Origin of the sequence: Streptomyces sp. NPDC058812, assembly GCF_042744565.1 — a bacterium.
GTDB lineage: Bacteria > Actinomycetota > Actinomycetes > Streptomycetales > Streptomycetaceae > Streptomyces > Streptomyces thinghirensis.
This window is the reverse complement of sequence record NZ_JBHYOB010000015.1, coordinates 145,435-164,440: the sequence shown is the minus strand read 5'-3', so window position 1 is coordinate 164,440 and position 19,006 is coordinate 145,435. Positions and strand designations below refer to the sequence as shown.

The window sequence follows — 19,006 nt, the reverse complement described above, 5'->3', positions numbered from 1 at the left end:
CAAATTTCTGCACAGAACTGCGCTGTTGTACCGCATGACGGGTCACCCAGTCCACCACTTGGACAAAGCGGACATAAATTTGATGTTTGAAATCCCTGCCTTCCGAATCATCCGTCATTGGGCGACTATCGGAAAGTAGTTGACGTGCGCCTCTGCGCGTGATTAGACAAGTGCCGCTTTGCGCTTTTTCCGCGAAGCGATCCGGTCGGAGTTTTCCGTCCGGTGGATTGGCGTGCCCGTATTCCAGGCTGATTGGAAGAGCGGGTGTGTCACTAAGGGGAGGCATTGGGCATGAAAGTCCGGTACGGGAGATGGATCTCCTGTTTTGTCGTCTCCGCGGTGGTGATTACCACACTGCCGCAGATGGCGTACGCGTCGTCCGGACCGTCCTCGGACGGTGACGGGAAGGGCGTGATCGACTCACTCGCCGACTGGCTGGGCCAGGACGACGAGAAGAGCCCCGAGCCCCCGTCGTACGGTGAGCGTGGAATCGCGGACCGGCAGAAGCTGCCGAAGGGCAAGAACGCGCCGAAGGCGAAGCGGGTCAAGGAGCTGACCGGCCGGCGGACGACGAACGCTCGGTACTGGCAGATGTCCGACGGCCGCACCGAGGTGGAGCTGTCGGCGGTACCGACGTCCTATCGGCACGGTGCGGGCAAGAAGGCCCAGTGGAAGCCGATCGACACGTCGGTAGAGGCGGCGGAGACGAGGGGTTTCGACTTCGCGAACACGACGAACACGCTGCACAGCCGGTTCGGTTCGGACGCCGACAAGCTGCTGCGGGTGGAGGCCGGTGAGGGCCGGTCGGTGACGATGGGCCTGGCCGGCGCGGACGCGCTGAAGCCGACGGCCAAGGGCAGCACGGTCACGTACAAGGACGCGATCGACGGCGCGGACCTCGCCTACGAGGTGGGTGCCGGGCGCGTCAAGGAGAACATCGTCCTGGACGAACGGCCCTCCGGTCCGGTGAAGTTCACGTTCACGCTGGACGTGGACGGGCTGACGCCGAAGCAGGGCAAGGACGGTTCGGTCCGCTTCTTCGGCGAGTCAGCCGACCCGGTGCTGGTCATCCCGGCCGGGTTCATGACGGACTCGAAGAAGGACGCCTCGTCGCCGTACGGCACCAAGTACAGCACCGAGGTGAAGCAGCGGCTCGCCAAGGCCGGGGACGGCTGGACGCTGACGGTGACGCCGGACGCGAAGTGGCTGTCCGCGAAGGAACGCCAGTACCCCGTCACAGTCGACCCGACGATCGAGATCGCGCCGACGCCGACGACGGCACAGGACGTGATGATCTCCTCGGACGGCCCGGCGTCGAACTACGACGACAACTGGCGGCTGTCGGTCGGCAACACCACCACCGGCTCCTCGCGCGCCCTGCTGCGGTTCCCGCTGTCCGGGATACCGGCCGGGACGCGCGTGGACTCGGCGGACCTGAAGCTGTACTACGACCAGACGCACACCACCTCCGGTGACGAGGTGCGCCTTGAGGCGCACCGGGCCACCCAGGAGTGGAGCGAGGCGACGGCCACCTGGAACAGCGCCCAGGGCATCACCGGTGAGCTGTCCGGCACGTCCGTCGTCGTCGACGACGGGGACGCGGGCCGCACCGCGGCGGTGGGTTCGTGGCCGGCGTCGGGGAACACCACGTACACGCAGCACGCGGTCAACCGGGACTACCTGTACAACAAGGACTCGGTGGCGGGTGACACGTACACCTGGCAGCCGAGCCTGCCGGAGGACGGCACCTACCAGGTCGACGTGCACAGCGTGCCCGCCGTCGACCGGGCGGCGAACGCGCCGTACACGGTGACGTACTCCGGTGGGTCGAAGCAGTACACCGTCGACCAGAGTGCCGGCACCGGCGGTGTGTGGAAGTCGCTGGGCTCCCACCCGTTCAAGGCGGGCACGGTCGGCAAGGTCGTCCTGGGTGACGCGCCGGCCTCGACGTCGACCGCGGTCGTCGCGGACGCCGTACGCTTCACCAAGGGCGGGACCGTCACCAAGAAGCCGGGCGAGGTGAGCACCTGGCATTCGTTCCCGGTGACGAAGACCGTCCAGCAGTGGATCGACGGCACCTACGACAACCATGGTTTCGTGGTCAAGGCAGGCGACGAGAGCGCCGACGCCCCCAAGGGCGGCCCCCGTTACGAGGGCAGCGAGTTCGGCTACGGCGGCGAGAGCGCCAACTACCCGCGCCTGGTGCTGACCTTCGGACGGCAGGGCGTGGCACTCGACTCCCCGTCCGTAATCCACGCGACGGGCGCGGAGCTGCACTGGCCCGACTACCGGGGCCCGGACGCCGGCTCCACGGACGACGACCTGGTCGAGTACCAGGTCCACCGCTCGGTCTACCAGTCGTTCACGCCGTCGGCGGCGACGCTGGTGGCCCCCGTGGACGGGTCGGCGAACGCCTTCACCGACACCACGGCGGTGCCCACCCCTGCGGACAACGCCGACCCGTTCGGACGCGCCTACTACTACATGGTCGCGGTCAAGACGAAGGACGGGCAGGTCATCGCCTCGCCCACCCAGCTCGTGCGGCTGCCGAAGGCGGGCCGCACCACAAAGGTGATCACGGCCGGCCAGGACACCACCCTGTCCTCGGAGCAGCCGACCGCCTCCCACGACACGTTCGACGAGTACGGGCCGCAGCCGTGGCTGACGGTCGGCAACAACTCCACCACCTACGGCGACACCCGCGCCCTGCTGGACTTCGGCGACCTCGGCGTCCCCGCGTCCTCGCGGATCCTCCAGGCCACGGTCCGCCTCTGGGGCACCCAGTCGACGCGGAGCGCCGACGGAGCGGTCTACGAACTACGGCCGCTCATGCGGGACTTCGACGAGAGCGCGACATGGAACAAGGCCACCTCCGCCACCGCCTGGACCGCGCCCGGCGGTGACGTCGGCGCGGCGGTCTCCGACGTCGGCGCGATGAGCAACGACCCGGCCCGCCACGACTGGGACGTCACCTCCCTCGCCCAGGGCTGGGTGACCGACCCGGCCACCGGGCACGGTGTCGCCATCCGAACGGCCGACGAGACCGCCGCGCAGGAACGCTCGGTCTTCCTCTCCTCGGAGGCACCAGAGCAGCGCCTGCGGCCCAAGCTCGTCGTCACCTACGTGGACGAGACCCCGGAGTCGACATACTACGCGCCGGCCACACCGGCCCGGATGACGCCCAACTCCACCTACACCGTCGACGTCACCCTCACCAACACCACCGACCAGCCGTGGACGGTGGCCGGTCACGAGCTGACCTACCGGTGGTCCCTGCCGGACGGCACGGACGCCACGACCGGCGGCAACCAAGTCCGCACCGCGCTGCCGCACGACCTCGCCCCCGGTGCCTCCGTCACCGTCCCCGCGCAGGTCAAGACGCCGATCAACTCCGACTCCGGCAACAAGCGCACCGAGTACACGCTGACCTGGGAGGTCCAGGACGCGGCCGGTACGGCGGCGGCGGTCACCGGCCTCACGCAGCACGTGGCCGTGGAGGACCCGACCTCCAACCAGCTCGGCCTGGAGAAGTTCTACTCCTACACCGGCAAGAACACCGGCGCCGGCTCCACCGTGATGAACAACCTGGCGGCCGGCAACAGCGTGTGGCAGTACAACGCGTTCACCAACCCGGGCCGCGGCCTGACGACGTTCGCTCGCTTCTCCTACAACTCACTCGACACGTCCGACACGGTCTCGGGCGCGGGCTGGTCCGCACAACTCGCCGGTCCCGTCCGCCTGGGCGCGCCCCTGGACTTCCACCCCAACCCGAACCCGACCGAGGTCCGCCTCCCCGACGGCGACGGCACCACACACGTCTTCCGGCGGCAGGACGACGGCACCTGGAAGGCCCCGGCCGGCGTCCACTACCGGCTGTCGATGAAGGCCAGCCTGGACTGTACGCCCACCAAGGACCCCGTCCCGGACGCCTGGACGCTGCTGCGTCCAGACGGCACCCGCTTCCTCTTCGGCTGCGACGGCTACCTGACGTCCGCGGTCGACAAGAACGGCAACACCCAGACGTTCACGTACGAAGAGCGCAAGTCCAACAACAAGCCGACCAAGTTCCTCCGGTACATCACCGACCCGGCCGGCCGGCAGTCGCTCACCATCGACTACTACGACAAGGCCGAAGCGACCAGCCCGAAGATCGAAGACCACATCCAGTCGGTCACCGACATCTCGGGCCGTAAGCTCGCGTTCGAGTACTCGGACAAGGGCCTGCTGACGAAGATGACCGACGGCGTGGGCTCGGCCCAACCGAAGGTGTTCGCCTTCACGTACGACGCCACGCAGGGCAACAAGAACGTCAAGCTGGTCCGGATCGACGACCCGCGGGGCAACGGCACGAAGCTGGCGTACAACGAGCCGTCGGCCGGGGACGACCCGAAGTACCACTGGTGGACGAAGACGGTCACCGACCGGCTGGACGGGGCGACCGGGTTCACGTACGCGGCGAACGCGTCGAACACGAAGTTCACCGACACCGAGGTGACCGACGCCGAGTCGCACACCACCTCCTACGTGGCGGACGACTTCGGCCGCCCGGTGCGGACGACGAACGCCAAGTCCCAGACCACGAAGATGAGCTGGGACGCGGACAACAACGTCACCTACCTGGAGGAGGCCAACGGCGCCAAGACGGCCTACTGCTACGACCAGAAGACCGGCTACCCGCTCTGGTCCCGTGACGCCGAGAACAACAAGGCCGGCGTCCCGCCGACCACGGACTGCGCGCCGGGCACCCACCCGGTGAACGCGGCCACGTACGAATACCAGACCCGCGCCGACGGCTACGCCGCCGACCTGTGGCGCAAGACCTCACCCGAGGGCCGCGGCTGGCAGTTCGGCTACGACACCTTCGGCAACCTGAAGACGGTCACCGACCCCCAGGGCGTCGCGACGGCCACGGCCGACGACTACACCACGACGTACGACTACGACTCCTACGGACAGCTGACCAAGGCCGTCGACGCCAACGGCAACCCGACGACGTACAGCGCCTTCGACGCGACCGGCAACCCGGAGACGATCACCGACGCGCTGGCCCACGACACGAAGTTCGTCTACGACGAACTCGGCCAGGTCACCAAGGTGACCGACGCCTACGACAAGGTCACCACGCAGACGTACGACACCTTCGGTCGCCCGCTGGTCAGCACGGTGCCGAAGGACCAGGACGAGGGCGACCTGATCACCACGCCCGCCCCGGAGTACGACGCCAACGACAATGTCACCACGTCGACGGCGCCCAACGGAGCGGTGTCCACCGCGGTGTACGACGCCGCGGACCAGGTCACCTCGGCGACCGCGCCGAAGGACACCACCACCTCGGACGAACGCAGGAGCACCTACACCTACGACAAGGTCGGCCACCTCACCACGACCACCGAGCCCAAGGGCACGCTGACCACCTCGGACGCGACCGACTACGTCACAACGAACCACTACGACGAGATCTACCAGCTCACCTCCGTGGTCAACACGGATGGTGACACGATCAGTTACGGGTACGACGACGTCGGCAACGCCACCAAGGTCGTCGACCCGAAGAAGAACGCCACGGCCGACACCACCGACTACACCACCAAGACCGCCTACGACCTGAACCACCGCGTCACCTCGGTCACGGACGCCGCGGGCAACACCACCAAGCGCGCCTACGACAAGGACTCCCTGGTCACCTCGACCACGGACGCGGAGAACAACACCACGCTCATCGCCTACGATGAGCGCGGCAAGACCGCCGAGGTCAAGGTCCCGCACAGCGGCACCACGACGATCACCTACCGCACGACCCGGTACGAGTACGACGAGGTCGGCAACACCACCAAGGTGATCACCCCGCGGGCCGTCGCAGCGGACACGACCACGGCGTTCACCGCCCGCACCGAATACGACGCGCTGAACCGGCCCGTCAAGCAGTACCAGCCCTACGATCCGGCGGACAACCGCCACAACGACCCGGACGTCTACACCGAGACCGTGTACGACAAGGTCGGGCGGGTCGCGAAGACCTCGCTGCCGCCCTCCGAGGGGCAGACGGTCCGCAACACCACGGCCTACGACTACTTGGACAACGGCTGGGTGAGGTCCTCCACGGACCCGTGGTCCATCGCCACCACCTACGACTACAACGACCTGGGCCAGCAGACGGCCCGCACTCTCACATCGGCCGGCGGTTCCTCCAACCGCACGATGACCTGGTCGTACTACCCCGACGGCAAGCTCGAGTCCCGCTCCGACGACGGCGTCCCGGTGGGCAGCGCAGTGGTCCTGGCGGACAACTCCGACACCCAGAACACCACCACCACCGGCACCTGGACCAAGGGAGACAGCACCGGCCAGCAAGGCTACGACCACCACACCCACGCCGCCGGCATGGGCACGGACGTCTTCACATGGACGCTGAACATCCCCGAGGACGGCACGTACACCGCGTACGTGAAGTACCCGGAGGTGACCGGCGCCGCCACGACAGCGACGTACACCCTCACCCACGGGACCACCCCCGAACCGGCCGTCACCAAGGACCAGACGACCGGCCCCGGCACCTGGGTCGCCCTCGGCGACTACGCCCTCAAGCAGGGCGAAGACACCGAGCTGAAGCTGCAGCAGAGCGGCACCGGCACCGTGGTGGCCGACGCGGTCAAGCTGGTCCGTGACAACTCCGCCGACACGGACACCGAACAGAAGACGTTCACCTACGCCTACGACGTCAACGGCAACCTGACCTCGATCGACGACACGTCGTCCGGGGCGCAGATCGACGACTACACCATCGCCTACACCGGCCTCAACCAGGTCCAGAAGGTGACGGAGTCCCTGTCCGGCACGGCAAAGAAGGCCACGTCGTACACGTACGACGCCAACGGGCAGCCGGAGACGGTCACCCACCCCAGCCAGTTCTCCCAGTACACCTACGACCTGCGCGAACTGGTCAAGACCGTCTCGGTCGGCAAGACGGCGACGGACACCGACCCCAAGGTGACGTCGTACACGTACACCGCCCGGGGCGAGAAGCTGAAGGAGACCAAGGCCAACGGCAACACCGTCGACTACACCTACTACCTCGACGGCAGGGTGAAGACTCAGACCGAGAAGAAGACGAACGAAACACTGGTCTCCCAGCACACCGTCACCTACGACCCCAACGGCAACAAGGCCCAGGACGTCAGCAAGAAAATGAACGCGGACTCCCCGTCCTCGTACATCGACGTCACGGCCGACTACGCCTACGACCCCGCTGACCGGATCGCCGAGGTCACCAAGGCCGGCACCGTCACGTCAACCGAGACATACGTCCACGACAACAACGCCAACGTCATCAGCCAGACGGTCGACGGTGTGTCGTCGACGTTCTCCTACGACCGGAACCGGGCGCAGTCGGCAACGGTCAACGGGGCGGTGGCTTCGTACAACTACGACCCGTTTGGTCGGCTGGAGTCGATCACGGGTGGCGGGAAGGTGGTGCAACGCAATACCTACGACGGATTCGACCACGTGGTGGAGCACTCCGAGCTCCAGGCCGACGGCAGCCAGGCGGTGACGTCGTACACCTTCGACCCGCTTGACCGTACGGCCAGCAAGACCGCGTCCGGCAAGACGACCACCTTCAACTATCTCGGCATGACCGACGAGGTCCTGACCGAAGAGGTCTCCGGTTCGGTCACCGCCTCCTACCAGTACTCACCCTGGGGCCATCGGCTCTCCCAGATCAAGCAGTCCGGGGGCACTGGGGAACTCGGCGTATATGGCTACAACACACGTGGTGACGTCGAGTCCGTCACCACGGCTGCGGGAGACACCAAGGCGACGTACGGGTACACGGCCTACGGTTCCGACGACGACGCGGAGTTCAGTGGCGTCGACCGGCCGGACGCCACAGATCCGGCGGAGGAGCCGTACAACCCCTACCGCTTCAACGCCAAGCGGTGGGACGTTTCCTCCGGCACCTACGACATGGGCTTCCGGGACTACGCCCCGGACCTGAACCGCTTCACGACGAGGGACACGTACAACGGCGCCCTCGACGACATGCGGCTTGGAGTCGATCCATACACGGGCAATCGGTACGCCTTCACGGGCGGCAATCCGGTCAACCGGTTCGAGGTGGACGGCCACATGCTGTGCAGTCAGCCCGGCCCCAACTGCGAGCGGAACTACAGCGAGTTTCCGCTGGGGGAGGAAGAGGGCGCGTCGATGCCCGGCGACGACTACCACTTCCAGACCTCATACGCGGAGGAGTCGGACGGCACAGGCTTCGAGAACGCCCCTGCTTCCGAACCGGCCCCCATCCCGGCCTGGGAAAACTTCCTGGGCGGTGTCAGCCACACCCTTCTCACTGGGTTCTCCCAGCTTGGTGGTGACGGCAGCACCGCCGGGATCTGTGCCGGAACGGGAGGGGCCTACTGGTTGGGCTACGCCGAGCAGGGGTGCTTCATGGTCGTCCAGACCAGCAACGGCGACTACGACATCGGGTTCACCGAGAGCCACGGACCCGCAGCCGGCATGGGAGCCTCTGCCTCGCTGGACGTTGTCTACAGCAACGCCGATAGCTTCAACCAGATTGCCGGGTCCGGTGCGGGCGTCGATGCGGCCGCCGGACCTCTGCTGGGCGTTCATGGCCTGTTCGGAATGGCTGTGAACTCGGAGGACGAGCTGTCACTACCGGACGACTGGAGTCAGCGCTTCGTGGTCAACAGCGACGGTGACCCGGTGTGGACCGGCGGCGGCGGCATCGCGTTGGTGACCGGCGTTGATGGAGGCGGGGGCACGAGCTTCACCACCGTCTACGGAGAAAGCGGCTGGTGAGGCAGGCACTGTGACAACGTCGCACTGGGGGTGGACACCGTTCACCCCCAGTGCGACGCTTCAGCGGCACAACGCACAGGAACGGAGATCATGACCGACTCGCACACCGGCCCCGGACGAGACGCCGATCAGTCCGGCGCGGTACCAGGCACCAACTATCGTGCCCTGATGTGGGGGCCTGCCAACTTCCGCGGGACACCGCCGAAGCGCCTGCTTCTGGAAGGGACCGTCCTGGGGACGGGGCTCTCCGGGCTCATCGCGGGCAGCGCGGTTGCTGGTGCCTTGACCGGCCATCGTCTACCGGCGCTTGTGGCCGGGATTGTCCTCGCGCTGGGAGCGGCCGCGTATCTCTTCTTCACCAATGCCGGTCGTGTCCTGCTGATCATGGTGGCGCTGCTGGGTGCGGTGCTGTCCTGGTGGGTCCCGAGGGTCACCGCCGAGGCCGTCTTGGCCGAGCGCGGTGAGACCCGCAGCGTTGTCGTGACCGAAGTGCACGAGCACCGATACGAGGGCCGGGACTACGTCAAGAACTCGTGCACGACGCAACTTCCGGATGGGACTCCCGTCGAGGCACAGGCATGGCGCAGTTGCACTCTTTCCACCCGGCCAGGTGACCGCCTTACGATGGTCTTCGACCCAGAGGGGGCCATCGAGCCGACCGACCGCCCCCTTCCCGGCTCGGCGGCAGAGGCCGCCTGGCGCCCCACAGGGCTCGCACTGCTACTGGCAGCCATCTGCTGCGTGGCCGTCGTTCGGTCAAAACCCTAAAGATGTCAAACGCCACCCTCAGACACCGGTGACTGGCGCCGCCACGACTGCGTCCCGGTGGGGACCACAGAGTACGGGCATCACAGCACTGGGCTTCAGCGCTTCGGGACCCTACACCTGCACCGGCGTCCATGATGCGCTGAGCGGGCTGAAACACAACCCCGTCAACCGAGGCGGCGGGGAACCACGCCGTTCCCCGCCGCCGTGTCCGGCCATGAAGGAGTCCAGGCAAGTGCTCGCAATCATTGGTGCCTGGTTCGCCGTCGTCGGCCTGGTCTTCACCTTCAACCCCATAGCACTCAGCGAGAAGATCGTCCGGCAGAACTTCCGTGCGGGCGGCATTCGGCTGACGGTGGCCAGTCGCTACCTCGCTCGAAGGCTGGGCGTCATGTTCCTCGCAATGGGGTGCGGGATGCTGGCGACGTGGGCACTGCTGGCGGCCGGAGTGAAGGAGAGCGCGCTCGTTTCCCTGTTGCCCGTGGCCGTCCTGGCCCTATTCCTCCTCGTCGGATCCACGATCTTCGCGCTCTACCGTGCCTCGTCCCGCCGCGAGGACTCGCAGTAGTCCGAGAAAGGACAGCAACGGATGCCGACTCCCTCATCCTCGAATCCTGACAGACCGCCCGCCCTGTGGTCGCAACCCGCACCGCAATGGCCGCCGACACCCCCACCTCCGGTGCTGAGTGCGTTCGCCGTCACCTCTCTGGTGACATCCTTGCTCTGTCTCGCTCCTCTGGGGCTTGCCTTCGGCTGCGTCGCGCTGTGGCAGATCCCCAGACGGCGGCAAAGGGGCAGGGGCCTTGCCATTGCGGGCGTTTCCGTTTCCGGCGCAATACTCCTCCTGGCCGCCTTCGTCGTCCCGTTCGTCGACTTCCATGTCTGGACACCTCCTGCTCGCAACGACAGCGCAGAGGTCACGAAGCCCGGGTGGGCCACCATCCGGTCGATCGGTGCCGGTGACTGCTTCACGCCACGCACCCGGCTGCCGGAACACGACACGTCACAGCTGCGCGACGGGCGCGTGGAACTCATCCCCTGCGACAAGCCACACCGTGGCGAGGCGTACGCCTCCTTCTCCCTCAGCGGACACGGTGACTACCCGGGGGCCGACAGAATCTCAGCGATCGCAAGGCCCCGATGCGCGACACTCTTCATGGACTATGCGCTGGACCCGATGGCCTTCGGGCCACTCCAGACCTACTACATCCATCCCGACGAAAACGGCTGGGACGCCGGCGGACGTACCGTGGTGTGCTGGGTGGGCAGACCAGGCAATGCCCAACTCGACGCCTCAGTGCGAGGCAACGCCTCCGATCTGAACTCCGCACAACTGGCGTTTCTCTCCGCGATGAAGCCCTTGAACACCGCTGGCACACTCCGTCCCGCAGAAAGCCCTCAGCAGGACCTCGCCGAGGCCACCGCCTGGGCCGGTCACATGGCACAAGCACAGGCAGAGACCATCCGGCTACTCAAAAACGCCGACCTGCCGGACGCCGAAGCGCCGACCGATCAACTCGTAACCGAGCTCGAAGCGGGACTGCCATCCTGGCAGCAGGCGGCTGAGGCTTCCGACGCAGACGCCTTCCTCAGCCGACTGCGAGCCGTGGACCAGCGCGATGGAGAGCAGTACGTCCGTCGTATACGCAGCCTGCTCCACCTCCCCCTGTCCGCTCCCGAGCCTGCGCAAGCACTCGCCGTCCCCGACATAGGCACTCCCCTAGGCAGCCCCGCCAGAATCTCGCTACTCGCCTCCACACCTGCCGCTCGAGCGGAACAGGCCAAGCGCGTACAGACTGCGAGAGCATCTACGCCGTACCCGGCGTGAACACCGAGCATGCCACCACGCCGCTGCCCGCCCAACTCTTACGCGAACAGGGGACTCTCGGCACACCTGTGCAGATCAGCAACGCCCCAGCGCGATAGCAGCCTGGAACAGCGTAGCCGTCGAAGCTGTCAGTGCAGTCGGGTCAAGAGCACCGCGGCCGACCTTCCGCATGATCAAGGTTTCGATTACGCAACAACCATGGACATGACATCTGCCTCGTCGTGAAGATCCTCTTCACGCAGTTGATCTACCGATGGAGACGTGATGAAGAGTATCCGCTTCAAGAAGAAGCTGGCCGCATGCGCTACGTCCTTCGCGTCCGTGGCGGCCGTAATGGCGACCGCCGGTCCGGCGCATGCGGCGGAGTACAAGGTAACTGACAACTGTGATGTTCCCTGGATCACCTGCTCATACGGTGATCTGTGGCTGTTCTACAACTCGAAGGACATTGCCATCCAGGATGGCTACATCAAGTCGGCGTTCACCACCTTCTACAGCAACGTGTCCGACCACTGGGGCACGAGCCAGTACCAGGGATCGTCACTGACGACTTACCGGTACGTCTTCGGTAACGGGGGCAATGGCAACGGCCAGTACATGAAGAACAATGCAGCGTCCGTGCAGAACTGTGCCCCGGCAGACAACTATCGGGTTTACTACAACAGCGGCTACGGCGGCACATCTCAGTACTTCGCGAAGAACAGCCCTTACGGAGACTGCAACATCACCAACCTGATCTCCGCCCTGAAAAACAACAACGCGTCCTCTCACTTCGCATAAGAAGGAACCTTCGTGAAGAACGTCAAGCGGACAGCCACCGCAGTCGCCGTGACCGCTTCAACTCTCCTGGTCAGCGCCTGCTCTTCCGGTACGGCTCCGAAGACCGAGACCGCAACGAACGTGGCCGACGGCAAGCCGATCGTGAACAAGGAGAACTGGCCGGACAAGATACCCGCCAGTGGCCTTACCAAGGATCTCAGCCTTCCGCTGGAGGTGTACATGGCCTCATATGAGGACCAGGTCACCGTCGAGGAAGCCACGAACGATCTCCAGCAGTCCTGTATGAAGGACTACGGCATCGACCTGACGCTGCCGCGAGCGGGCGCCAACCCGCCCCCCAGCGACAACGACGCCAACATCGAACGCCGTTACGGCATCACCAACCGGGCCGAGGCCGAGAAGTACGGCTACCAACTCCCCCCGGCACTGCGAGAGCACACCAAGCAGACCCTGCGCGATCTGTCCGGCGTCGAGGTCGAGGTCCTGACCGGCCACACCAAGCCCGAACCGCCCAACACCCCAAAGGGAGTCAAAGCGGGAGAGCCGTTCGCCGCCCCCGGCCGGGACACCCAGCCTGCTCGAGCCGAGCACAACGGAAAGAAGTTGAAGACGGGCGGCTGCATCGGCTGGTCCAGGGACCAACTCGGCGTGAAGGAAGCCGACCCGATCATCGTGGCACAGCTCGCTGGGGACAGCCTGACGCAGTCAATGAAGGACGACCAGGTCATCAAGGCCATCGCTGCGTGGTCCTCATGCATGGACGACAAGGGACACACGGGCCTCGCCGATCCGTACAAGGCGATGGACCGGGGCTTCACCAACAATGGCGAGCCGTCGCAGGAGTCCATCGCCCTGGCGGTCGACGACATCGACTGCAAGAAGCAGACGGATCTGGTGAAGATCTGGTTCGGTGTTGAGTCTGCGATCCAGAACAAGCAGATCACCGACAACAAGAGCCAGCTGACCGGCATCAAGGAGCAGCGCGGCAAGGAACTCGCGGCCGCGCGCAAGCAGAACGCGGCCTCCGCCCAGTGAGGGCCGGTGCAGTAGCACCCGGACCGCGCTTCGCCCGGGCACTGTGCCTGATGGCCGCGTGTGCGCTGGCCGCAGGATGTACGGACGGCGCCACCGACAGGGCCCCAGCGCCGAAGCCCCCGACGACTCCGAGTACAAAGCAGAGCAGTCCGCAAGTGCGTCCATCACCTGTGGCTTCGGTACACTCCGAAGGCCGTACACGTGTCTTGGAGTACGGAGATCTGGTCGTGCGTGCCACGCCGGAAAGCACCGGAGTGCGTACCGAGATCGAGGTAGCCAATACCTACGAGCGGGATACGACGTACTCAATTCAGATCAGCGTCGCTGACGGTGAGGGCTGGACCGCGTATAACCGTTTCTGGCTTCAGGACGTCCCCCCGGGGAAAACCGGACGGGATGATGCGCTGATCGGCTCAGAAGACATGGGGACGGTTCCGCAGACGCCAAAGATTTACGTCGACGAGTTCACTCCGATCGTCGACCGAAAATAGCAAAGGAAAGACTGCTGCTCTGCGCACAATAAACGACTATTGACCCCCAACCGTTGCGGTTCCAGGTCGTCGGTGGTGTGTGAGCCTCGAAGATTCGTGACGGTCCGCCGACGGAGTCGGTGGACCGTTTTCGTGCCGTGGGCTGAGAGTGGGCAGGCTCAGGGTCCAAGTGACGTCTCGGGGTGGCGCCAGGTTCCACTGCTCCGGTGTCGGGCTTCTGTCGTAGGGACGGGAGAGCTGCTGATCAGCCGGGCTTCGGCAGGAGTGCGAGCCGGTCGAGTGCGGCGGTGATGTGGTTGGTACCGGGACAGGCGGAGGAACCGCCTGCGGCCGGTGGAGACGAGTAGTCCGACCGCGGTGAACAGACGGAGCCGCAGGTGGCTGGGCTCCCAGCGGCGGGCCGGGCCGGACAGGACGAGTACGGGCATCCAGGCCAGCAGGTCGAGTGCGAACTGCACGATCTCCAGCCAGACCCAGTTCTGGGTGGTGCGGTGCAGGGGCAAGTTGCGCAGGCCGGTGGCCCGGGCGGCGCGGATGCGGTCCTCGGCCCTCGCCCGCATCCGGTAACGGAGCTCGAGCTCAGCGATCGGCCGGCCCGAGGTGTTCGTGGCAAAAGAGGTCAGCCGCATGCCGTCCGCGTTGGTGAGCCGCAACTCGGCCCTGGGGTACGACCGTTCCTTGCGAACGATCAGCCGCAGCTGGGCCAGGGCCAGGCGGGCGGCGGTGATGTGATCGGACGCGATGTTGGAACCCGCGCTCCCCGGCCTGAGGGCTCGTAACACGATCTTGTGGCCTCGAAAAGAAAGCACGGATGCTCACTGCTCGGGGTCGGACCAAGTCGCCACAAGTGCTCGCAGATCTGGAAAGCGGGGACCGGAGACTGTCTCCTGGTTGGGTTCACCGTTGAGCCAGCACACTTGCTCGGGGGTGCCGTCGCCAGTATCAAACAGGCAGCACACCCCGCCGCTGTTGGCGGTGAGGTCGGTGAACACCTTCCTGATGTTGGCCGACCGCGCGAACAAGCGGCTCATCCCCGACGTCGCTGCCCAGCACTCCACCGACGCGTAGCCGGGGTGCAGGAGGGACTCGAACCGGATCGTGGCGTAGATGTACCCGATCTGGATGCGCCCGTCCGCCTCGGGGCCACGTCCACCCGTCTGCGCATACTCGAGCAGTGCATCATCGACGTCGAACATGAGGGATGTGTCGAGCTCAAGCGCTCTGCTCGCGGAGCAATCGACCGGATCGCTCTCGGAGTGGGACGTGAACGGGAGGACGAGCCGGTCACCGCCGGGCAGGGTGACCTCAAGCGGCGGCACGGCACGGGCCGGTGGCGCCAGCTCGGACAGACTGGCCAATGCCCTAGCGACATTCCGAGGACGCAGATAGATGTCGTAGCCGTAGATCAGCCCCACATTTCCCCCTGTCTCAGATCGAACCGAACCCTCTCACGACCCGCCCCTTGGGCGCTGTCGGTTTAGAGCTCGCACCACGTTCATGAATGGTTCCTCTTGATGCGCCGCCAGCAGATCAGGCTGCAGGCCAACGAGAGGAAGGCGTCGTGGAGTTCGAGTCGTCTTTCCCATCGGACAGCGAGGCGTTTGAACTGGTGGAGCAAGGCGAAGGTCTGCTCGACGACATAGCGGAGCTTGCCCAGCCCCTGGATGTTCGGGGCGCCCCTGCGGGAGATCACCGGCACGATCCGGCGTTTGCGTAGTTCACGACGGACGGCCCGGGAGTCGTACGCCTTGTCGCCCAGCAGGGCGTCGGGGCGACGGCGGGGACGGCCCGGACGCCCGGCGACGGGCGGAATGCCGTCGACAAGGACGAGGGTCTGGGTGATGTCATTGACGTTCGCCGCGGTGGTGAGCACCTTGAGCGGGGTGCCCTTCCCGTCGCAAATCAGGTGGTGTTTGCTACCCGTCTTGCGCCGGTCGACCGGCGACGGACCGGTCACGGCTCCCCCCTTTTCGCCCGGACGTGCGAGCCATCCACACACGCTCGTGACCAGTCGAGCTCGCCGGCCGCGTTCAGTTTCGCGAGCAGAATGCAGTGCAACCGTTCGAAGACCCCCGCCTGCTGCCAGCGATCCAGACGCCGCCAGCAGGTCTGCCCGGAGCCGAACCCCAGCTCCAAGGGCAAGAGTTGCCAGGCGATGTCCTGGTGCAGGACGTACAGGATGCCCTGCAGGCACAACCGGTCCGGCACTGGTCTCGGCCCCGGCGACCGCTCGGGCCAGGGTGGCAGCAACGGTTCGATCAGCGCCCACAAGTCGTCGTCCACGATCCACGGCCGATTCGTCACACCCACCCGAACGCTCAGATCATCACAACAGTCACGCCCGATCAGGGCACTTCAACAAGATCCTGTTACGAGCTCTAAAGCGCTCCGCAGTGAACGCGCGCTTGCCGGCCGCGGTCCCCATCGTGGGCCGATGGGGCGCCGGTGGAGTGGGGACCTGCGTCGGTGCGGCGTGTCGCGGTTTCCCACGAAATCCGGTGGAGTCTCAGCGGCCGGAAGTGGTTGGGTCCTGCTCAATGCTTTGCTGACACGGCCCGGCACAGTGCGAGGCGCAAGGTCCGAATCGCAGGCGCGGTCTAGTCCGCGTGTCGTCGAGTGATGGAGGTTATCGCGGTGGCTGGTTATGGGGCGCTTTCCGACGTATACGAGTGGCTGATCGGGGACGACAGGTTGACCCCCGCCAAGGCAGCCGCGGTTTACTACAGCGATGTCGTGGGCTCTCTGCCGCCCAACGCGCGTGTCCTCGACTGCGCGTGTGGAACCGGCCAGCTCGCCGTCGGTCTCGCGAGTCTTGGTCTTGACGTGGTCGCCGCAGACGCCAGTGATGGGATGGTTCGCCGGACCGAGAAGGTCGCCGACGAGCAGGGTGTCTCGCTTCGAGCCCTCCGCGCGAGTTGGGACGAGCTGCCCGACCACCTGGAGGACTCCACGTTCGATCTGGTGTTCTGCGTCGGCAATTCGCTCGGGCACGCCGAGGGCGCAGCCGGGCGCCTGACCGCACTGGAAGCGATGTCGCGGCTGCTGAATCCGGGCGGACGCCTTGTGCTCCACTCACGCAACTGGGAGCTCGTGCGCTCCGCCGGCTCACGGGTGGACGTCCGCGATCGACTCATCCGCCGCAACGACCGCGATGCGGTCGTCAGCTACTACTGGCAGATCGAGCAGCGCTGGGAGCAGGAACACTTCCTCGAGATCGTGGTCGCCCAGATCGAGCCGGATGGGGCAGTGCGAGCCTGCTCGGAGCGGTTGTCCATCTGGCCCTACCGGTACGAGGACCTCGTGGCGCAGTTGCGGAGCGTCGGTCTCACGGTGCAGTCCACCACCTTCGACCCCGAGAGCGATGGATACCTGGTGGTGGCCAGCCGCGACCAGGCGCGAGGCACGTCTGAGCCGGCGCGCTGATCCGCCTTCGTCGTTGTCGCTGCCGACCTGCCGGCTCGCGACCGCCTGCAGCCCGTCCTCACTTTGCATCTGACCTGCTCAAGCGGAGGATGGAAACAGCTCACGGACCGCCTCGCCGTCAGCTCACATCAGTAGCTGGGGAATTACCTGGACTTCCGCCTGGGGAATTTCGCGATCGTCCACAAAAGCTACTGGGCGGGCCACGCGAATGGATAGACCGATGCCGTCGCGGCCCTCCTGGGACCATCCCCTGCGAGCGCGGGGAGCAGTAGTCGAGCCTGCGAGCTCGTTCGCCCAGCAGGACCTCAACACCTGTCCGCCCACAACTGCGACCGGCTTCACGACCTGCACGACGGCGAAGTCACCGCCTCCGGACCGCCCGCCGAAATCCGTCTCACACGGGTTCCAATGCGGCGTTCGTAGTAGTTACGGCAGTACGGATCGACGCCCACATGGAAGTCAGACGCGACAGCGATGCAGCCGTGGCCTGGCCACAGGCCGAGATGACCAGTTCCGCTGCCGGTGGCCAGCCAGTCGATTTACCCGTAACTGATCCTGCACTCACGTCCCGGCGCACTGGGAAGAAGACGCTCCCCGGTACGGACGGAAGAGCAGGTGCGATCGCAAATCATGCACCCGAGAGAGTCACAGGCACATGGACCCCTTCGAGGCACCGACCGCATCGTGCGCGCCAGCGCGTTCGACCTCACGTCGAAGCCGCACCGGAGCGCTCCGGTGCGGCTTCGACGCCTCACGGATCCGGGCAGAGACCCCGCTAGGACGGACCTCGGCGGAGCCTCGCCCTAACACCCGCGTATCACAAAGCGATCACCGACTGGGCAGACCCTCTCGGACCAAGAGGCTCTGACCTGCTATCTCATGCCCGCAGTGGACTGACACAGACGCCTCTGGACGGTCTCTACAACCTGTGCCATGTGGTACCCAGTGAGGGACCGAGGATCAGGACCGGGGCCTCTTCTGGCCCGTCAAAGCGGTATTGCAGGGTGTTCGACGGTGTCTCACTCACGCCCCGCACCCTCTCACGTCTCACGGACGCCCCTATAACGCGGGGGTGCGGGAAACCGGTCTGACCAGGTTGAAGACCTCGCGGGCCGCATACCGCTTGAGGCATCGGATGATCTCACGGCGGGTCTCGCCCTCCTGGGTGCGGCGTTCGTAGTACGCCTGGGTGCGCGGGTCGTGACGTAGCCGGGTGAAGACGATGCGGTGCAAGGCGGCGTTGGCCTGGCGGTCGCCGCCGTGGTTGAGCCGACGTGTGCGCCGCCGACCGGAGGAGTACTCGATGGGACTGACTCCGCAAAGGGCAGCAAAGGACGCCTCGCTGTTCAGTCGCTCGGGGTTGTCCCCCATGGTGATCAGGAGAGTGACGGCGCTGTACGGACCGATGCCCACCGGTTCGAGCAGCTGCGGGGCGTGGTGTTCGACGAGCCGGGTCAGGCGTTGGTTCAGCTCGTCGATCTGTCCGGTGAGCTGTTCGATGCGTTCGGCGAGCATGCGCAGCGTCATGTGGGTGGCCTGGGCCACCGCGTCCTCGTCTCCCCCACCGGCGGTTACGCCGAGGGTCGCGCAGGTGCGGAACAGCTCGGCGTTGCCCAAGCTCGACAGCCGTTCCCGCAGGGCGGGGTCGGCGATGACCAGGACGGCCTTGAGCTGGTTGATCGCCTGGGTGCGGGCCTTGACCGCGGAGTCCTTGGCAAGTTTGTAGATCCGGGCGCTGTGCACCGGTCCGTCGCCGGACTTGGCCCGTGCCCGGGCGCGACCACTGAGCGGGGCCCGCGCGGCAGCCTGCGCATCGAGCGGATCCGAGCCTGCCTGGAGGGCCCGACCAAATCGCAAACGGCCAGTGCCT

At 66.0% G+C, this 19,006-nt stretch carries 11 protein-coding genes and 2 pseudogenes; 8 read left to right on the top strand and 5 right to left on the bottom strand.

From position 1 onward, the window contains the following. The first annotated feature begins 291 nt into the window (after positions 1-291). The 7 genes from ACFW48_RS27735 to ACFW48_RS27705 all read left to right on the top strand — a co-directional run bounded on the left by ACFW48_RS27735 (position 292) and on the right by ACFW48_RS27705 (position 13,713). Positions 292-8,814 (top strand): DNRLRE domain-containing protein, encoded by an 8,523-nt coding sequence (locus tag ACFW48_RS27735; RefSeq protein WP_386318946.1) that lies wholly within the window; start codon positions 292-294, stop codon positions 8,812-8,814. A 90-nt stretch (positions 8,815-8,904) separates the two neighbouring features. Beyond that, the gene (locus tag ACFW48_RS27730) at positions 8,905-9,582 is read left to right on the top strand and encodes a hypothetical protein (protein ID WP_386318944.1); all 678 of its coding nucleotides are present in this window, start codon (positions 8,905-8,907) and stop codon (positions 9,580-9,582) included. 232 nt (positions 9,583-9,814) lie between these two features. Next, entirely contained in the window at positions 9,815-10,147 is a 333-nt protein-coding gene (locus ACFW48_RS27725) for a hypothetical protein (RefSeq protein ID WP_386318942.1), read from the top strand. Positions 10,148-10,258: 111 nt separating this feature from the next. Then, positions 10,259-11,407: a DUF4190 domain-containing protein gene (locus tag ACFW48_RS27720; RefSeq protein WP_386318940.1), complete on the top strand. Its 1,149-nt coding sequence runs from the start codon at positions 10,259-10,261 to the stop codon at positions 11,405-11,407. 264 nt (positions 11,408-11,671) lie between these two features. Continuing rightward, positions 11,672-12,187, top strand: a complete 516-nt coding sequence (locus tag ACFW48_RS27715; RefSeq protein WP_386318938.1) for a hypothetical protein — start codon at positions 11,672-11,674, stop codon at positions 12,185-12,187. 120 nt (positions 12,188-12,307) lie between these two features. Beyond that, positions 12,308-13,222, top strand: a complete 915-nt coding sequence (locus ACFW48_RS27710) for a hypothetical protein (RefSeq protein ID WP_386318936.1) — start codon at positions 12,308-12,310, stop codon at positions 13,220-13,222. A 227-nt stretch (positions 13,223-13,449) separates the two neighbouring features. After that, complete coding sequence (locus ACFW48_RS27705; RefSeq protein WP_386318933.1) at positions 13,450-13,713, top strand: hypothetical protein; 264 nt, start codon at positions 13,450-13,452, stop codon at positions 13,711-13,713. Positions 13,714-13,957: 244 nt separating this feature from the next. Here the strand turns inward: ACFW48_RS27705 and ACFW48_RS27700 are convergent. The 3 genes and pseudogenes from ACFW48_RS27700 to ACFW48_RS27690 form a co-directional block, all read right to left on the bottom strand. Further along, a pseudogene (locus ACFW48_RS27700) lies at positions 13,958-14,411 on the bottom strand (transposase); the annotation flags it as partial. Positions 14,412-14,528: 117 nt separating this feature from the next. Continuing rightward, positions 14,529-15,128: a hypothetical protein gene (locus ACFW48_RS27695; protein ID WP_386318931.1), complete on the bottom strand. Its 600-nt coding sequence runs from the start codon at positions 15,126-15,128 to the stop codon at positions 14,529-14,531. Between the two features lie 80 nt (positions 15,129-15,208). Continuing rightward, positions 15,209-16,017 (bottom strand): IS5 family transposase gene (locus ACFW48_RS27690; protein ID WP_386318928.1). Its coding sequence is split into 2 segments (ribosomal slippage): positions 15,209-15,697 and positions 15,700-16,017, totalling 807 coding nucleotides; the frame shifts between segments, so codons are not numbered across the junction. A gap of 315 nt (positions 16,018-16,332) precedes the next feature. On the opposite strand from ACFW48_RS27690, the gene ACFW48_RS27685 reads away from it, so the two are divergent. Then, complete coding sequence (locus ACFW48_RS27685) at positions 16,333-17,136, top strand: class I SAM-dependent methyltransferase (protein ID WP_386318926.1); 804 nt, start codon at positions 16,333-16,335, stop codon at positions 17,134-17,136. Between the two features lie 928 nt (positions 17,137-18,064). Here ACFW48_RS27685 and ACFW48_RS27680 read toward each other — a convergent pair. Together ACFW48_RS27680 and ACFW48_RS27675 are read right to left on the bottom strand one after the other, a co-directional pair. Beyond that, positions 18,065-18,163 (bottom strand): annotated as a pseudogene (locus ACFW48_RS27680) (3-oxoadipate enol-lactone hydrolase); the annotation flags it as partial. Positions 18,164-18,195: 32 nt separating this feature from the next. Then, on the bottom strand, positions 18,196-18,879 hold the full coding sequence (locus ACFW48_RS27675; RefSeq protein ID WP_386318923.1) for a transposase: 684 nt from the start codon (positions 18,877-18,879) through the stop codon (positions 18,196-18,198). Positions 18,880-19,006: the final 127 nt, after the last annotated feature.